Source organism: Bradyrhizobium altum (genome assembly GCF_020889705.1).
Classification (GTDB): Bacteria; Pseudomonadota; Alphaproteobacteria; order Rhizobiales; family Xanthobacteraceae; genus Bradyrhizobium; species Bradyrhizobium altum.
Window position 1 is genome coordinate 1 of the sequence record NZ_JACMYP010000414.1, and the last position, 5,015, is coordinate 5,015.

Below are 5,015 nucleotides of genomic sequence, written 5' to 3' on the forward strand. Positions count from 1 at the left end.
TCAGGATGTGACCCTCGATCTCGGCAGCAGATTGACCATTACCGAAGATGACCCGAGCATCAGCACGAGCGGAACAGTCCCCTCGCTGACGCTAAGTGAGAAGCATCTGACGGCAACGCTGCTGGACGACAACATCGCCGGTTCTGCGCCTGATGGAACGCTGACGACGACCTCCGCCGACTTCTCGACGGCATTCAACTCGGTCCAAGGCGCGGATGGCGCAACGATCAGCTACGCGTTGGCGATCACCGGCGGCAACGGCGCCGCGTCGGGTCTGATCGACTCGCACACCGGCCTGGCCGACCTGCTGGTTCTGAACGGCAACACCATCGAGGGCCATGTCGGCACGACCAGCGGCACGCTGGCGTTCACCATCGCGCTCGATCCGGCCACCGGACGAGTGACCTTCACCGAGTACCGGGCGGTGAAGCAGCCGCTCGGTACCAGCCCGGACAACGGAGAAGGTGTGGCGTTGAACGCCGGCCTTGTCAGCCTGGTAGCGACCATCACGGACAGGGACGGAGACTTCAAGAGCGCGAGCGTTGATGTTGGCCAGCAGCTGACGATCACGGACGACGGTCCGAGCATCAAGACCAGTGGCGTAACTCCGTCTCTGACATTGAGCGAAAAGCATCTGACGGCAACGCTGCTGGACGACAACATCGCAGGCTCTGCGCCTGACGGAACGCTGACGACGACCTCCGCTGACTTCTCCACGGCGTTCACCTCGGTTCAAGGCGCGGATGGCGCGACCATCCGCTACGCGCTGACGATCACGGGCGGCAACGGTACCGCGTCCGGTCTGATCGATTCGCACACGGGCTGCGCCGACGTGCTGGTTCTGAACGGCAACACCATCGAAGGCCATGTCGGCACAACGAACGGAACGCTGGCGTTCACCATCTCGCTCGATCCGGCCACGGGGGGTGTGAGCTTCACCGAGTATCGGGCCGTGAAGCAGCCGTTTGGCACCAGCCCGGACAGCGGCGAAGGCGTGTCGCTTGCGGCCGGCATCGTAGACCTGGTTGCCACGATCACGGACAAGGACGGCGACTTCCAGAGCGCGAGCCTCGACCTTGGCAAGCAACTGACTATCACGGACGACGGCCCGAGCATCAAAGCAAACGGGACCGAGCCATCGCTGTCGCTGAGCGAGACGCATCTGACCGCAACAGCGTTCGACGATCATATCGCGGGCTCGGCGCCGGATGCGGCCCTGACCACGACGTCCGCCGACTTCTCGACCGCGTTCACGTCGGTACAGGGCGCGGATGGTGCGACCATCCGCTACGCTTTGACGATCAACGGCGGCAATTGCACGGCGTCGGGCCTGATCGACTCGCACACGGGCTGCGCCGACGTGCTGGTTTTGAACGGCAACACCATCGAAGGCCATGTCGGCATAGCAAGCGGGACACTGGCGTTCGCCATCGCGCTTGATCCGGCCACAGGGTGCGTGACATTCACCGACTACCGGCCGGTGACACAGGACCACGGCGAAGCCGTGTCGCTCACCTCCGGCATCGTAAGCCTGATTGCCACGATCACGGACAAGGACGGCGACTTCCAGAGCGCGAGCCTCGACCTCGGCAAGCAACTGACGATCACGGACGATAGTCCGACCATTGGCGGCTTCCAAAAGATCTGCATTGCCGATGAAGACCATCAGTTCGTCAACGGGACCTACGATGTCAATTTCGGCGCGGACGGCGAAGCCGCGATGCTCGTTGCCATCCACAGCGGAGCCGTCGGCGACACGGGATTCGATCTGGCGACGGCGCAACTGGGCGACGGCGTCACTTCGGTGAACGTCACCGGAAATGGCGACCACTTCACTTTCTATTATTCGACCCACGAGGTGGGCGGCGGAGTCGAACTGGATGCCTATCTAACGGATTGCGGCGGCACGCTGGCGGATCCGTACTTCAAGTTGCTGATCGAACCGGACGGGACCTTCTGCTTTGATCTCAAGAGCGACGATCTGCTGAAGGAGGCCACCGTGACCGGCTCCGATTTCGGCGCCTCGGGTGGCGGCACGCCGTCTCTGACGGCGCCGGATGGCGAGCTCGTCATCACCGGATCCAACAGCAATGGCCATCCGCTCGATGTCAAGGCGTCGAGCAATGGCATCGCGGTCGGCGATACCGGGCTGAGCATGGATCCCTGCGAGCAGTTGAATCTCGCGTTTTCCGAACAGCAGCAGAAGACCAGCTTCACCCTGACCCAGTGGCAAGGTAACGGCACGGCAAGTGTGGTTTTCAAGGTTCTGGATGGTAGCGCCTACGTTCACGACTTCTGCATCGATGTTCCAAAGCCGCAAGGCGGCAGCGCCAGCATCGTGGTGCAGGAAACGTCGGATGCTTCGCTGATCAACACCGCGGCCTTTGACAACACGACATCGACCTACACGCTCTACGTCGGAAAGGCGTTCAATCAGGTCCAGGTCGATTACGATCATGCGGCAACCGGAAACGCCACCTTCACGGTCAACAACATCACCTATACCGAGAAGACGAGCATCCCGAGCACGAATCTGCTGTTCGACGTATCTGCCGCCGACAGGGACGGCAATTCAGCGACGGCCCTTCTTCAGGTCGATATTCAGGGCCACACGACCTGGACACCCGCCTTCACATTCGCGCCGAGTCCGGAAAGCGCTGCGATGGTCGGCGACAGCACCCACATGACAGCGCCGGTCCCGCACGTGCAACACGATCTGATCCTGTAAGGGCCCTGAAGCCTGGTGAAGGTCCTGGCCCGCGCCAGAGGTTGGCGCGGGCCAGGATCGTTTCTCGGGTCAGTGCCAGCCTTCGCCGGCCTTCAGCGCCGCCGAGAGACTGCGCACCGGGCGCGTCACCAGCGGATCGAGATCGAAGCGCTTCTCGAGCAGCCGGAGGATCGACGTGGTGTCGAAGTCCTCATGCGCGACGCCCGACTTGTTGAAGCGCTTGGCGATCAGCAGTGCCGGAATGCGGGTGCCCGGACCCCACTGGTCCGCAGCACGGGCCTCGGCACCACGGCGGTTGTGCGGCGGGGGCGGAACGTGGTCCCACTGTCCACCGAACTCGTCATAGGTGATGACGATCAGCGTATCCTTGCCATCCGGCCCTTCGACGATCGCCTTGACGAGATCGACGAGATGCTGGCTGCCTTCGGATTCACTGGTGTAGCCCGGATGCTCGTTCTCCTCGCCGATCGGCTTGATGAAGCTGACCTGCTTCAGCCGGCCGTTCTTGGCCGCCTGGATGAACTCCGCCTCGTCCTTCAGGTGATCCCTGCGGGCCTGCGTTCCTGGCGCGTAGCTGGCGAAGTAGTTGAGCGCCTGATGGTGGAACTGGAAGTCCACATCGGGGCAGTTCGGGAACACCGCCGTGGAGAGATGGTTCGGGTCGGTGCAGGTCGTGCCGTTGCCGTTGGTCCAGCCGGACGCGCCGACATCGCCATTGGCGTTCGACCAGCCGCCCGAATACCAAGCCCAGTCAACATGCTTGGCCGACAGCCGATCGCCGATGTTCGGCGTGTGCAGCGGCGGCAGGCGCTTGATGTCCGGAGTGCCCGGCGAATAAGGCTGATAGGTCGGCTGCGTGGTGTTGACCGCGTAGTCGCCGCAGGCGAGGCCAGCCGGCAGGCCGGTCTGGTTGCATTTCGCCGTCAGCTGCGCATCCTTCACGGTCGAGACCGGCGTGTAGAGCGGCGTGCTGGTCGGCATGCCGTTGGCGTCGACGATGGAGTGGAAATCACTGGCACTGCCGTCGTTCAAGGCACCGACAAACTGCGGCGCCGCAGCCGCGACCAGGAACTGGTGGTTGAGGAACGAACCGCCGAAGGCGCCCTGGAAGAAGCTGTCGGCGATGACGTAGTTCGGCGCACCGTGGCCGTGGAGATAGGTGTAGATGGGCAGCTTCTTGGTGTCGTAGTAGCCCATCACCAGGCCTGCGGCGTCGCTGCCGGTCATGTAACGGTTCTGCTGGCCGCCGTTGAGCTGGTACTGCTCGCTGTAGAAGCGATGCACGATATCCTCGGTGCAGCCGCCGGGCGCGCCGGTGCCGTTGAGGAAGCCGTGCCCCGCAAAAGACCCGAGCGGCTTCGGACAGGTGGTCGCCGAGGTCGGGATGAAGTCGTTGATCTCGAACGGCTTGTTCTTGAAGGCGCTGAGGATCGCGACCGAGCCCGTATTGTCGGTGCAGGTCGTCGGCTGCGGCGACGGAGAGGTCAGGTTGACGTCAGTCTGCAACAGACAGGCATAGACCGTCTGGTTGTCCTGCCGGACCTGCAGCGTATGGGCTTGATCGGCGTCGGAGGTCCCATTGATCCGGTCACGGCCGACATCGCCCCAGTGTCCATAGAGGTTATCGAAGCTGTGGTTTTCCTGGTAGATGACGACGATGTGCTTGTACTGATGCACACCTTCATGGCCGCGGTCGCGCAGGTCACGCAGCTCGTCCCTGACCTCGTGCTTGAACTCATCAATGATCTTTTCGACCAAATTCTCGGCGTTTGCCACCGGTGAGATGGCAACGGCGCCAGCAACAACTGCGAGCGCCGGAATGGCTCCCCAAAGCCGCATAGTGCTCTCCTGATTCAGAAAGAAATAGAAATGGAGTTACACGCTATGCAAAACACATTTCGCCGGGATGACCGTTTTTCGACGCGCGCACAAACGCGTGAAAAGATGCACGCGCCGATAAATCTTCGTTCTGTCAAATTCAGACCGGCTTGCGTCTCGTTGATCGATCGTCATCAAACCGCAATCAACAGTCGTCTATCCAAACAGATGGTCATTGATCCTGCCGACAGGAAACTGTCACCTCCGTGACATCTTCCGACGTACGGCAGCGCAAATGCATTGTGACAGGGGCGTTTTCTCGCAATGGTTTGGGATATTCTGGCGTCCGGTTCCGGAAAATGTCGTGCGGCATCGGCCGACCATGGCGTTCGAACCGCACGGGTCGCGTTGCTGGCAGCCGTCGTTGCGCTTCTCCCATCGCGCGCGATGGCATTCCCGCTCGGCGGCG

The 5,015-nt window shown here is 62.1% G+C and carries 2 protein-coding genes; one reads left to right on the top strand and one right to left on the bottom strand.

Features of this window, described 5'->3' with window-relative positions:
• Positions 1-2,728, top strand: a 2,728-nt coding sequence (locus H8B02_RS45135; protein WP_229172192.1) for a DUF5801 repeats-in-toxin domain-containing protein, incomplete at its 5' end; no start/stop codon positions are given.
• 69 nt (positions 2,729-2,797) lie between these two features.
• On the opposite strand, the gene H8B02_RS45140 is transcribed toward H8B02_RS45135, so the two are convergent.
• Positions 2,798-4,567, bottom strand: coding sequence for an alkaline phosphatase family protein (locus tag H8B02_RS45140; protein ID WP_229172193.1), 1,770 nt, complete (start codon positions 4,565-4,567; stop codon positions 2,798-2,800).
• Between the last annotated feature and the right edge of the window lie 448 nt (positions 4,568-5,015).

Bases quoted from the DNA above. Each gene is read 5' to 3' on its own strand.
- H8B02_RS45140 (WP_229172193.1), bottom strand. From the start codon at position 4,567: ATGCGGCTTTGGGGAGCCATTCCGGCGCTCGCAGTTGTTGCTGGCGCC.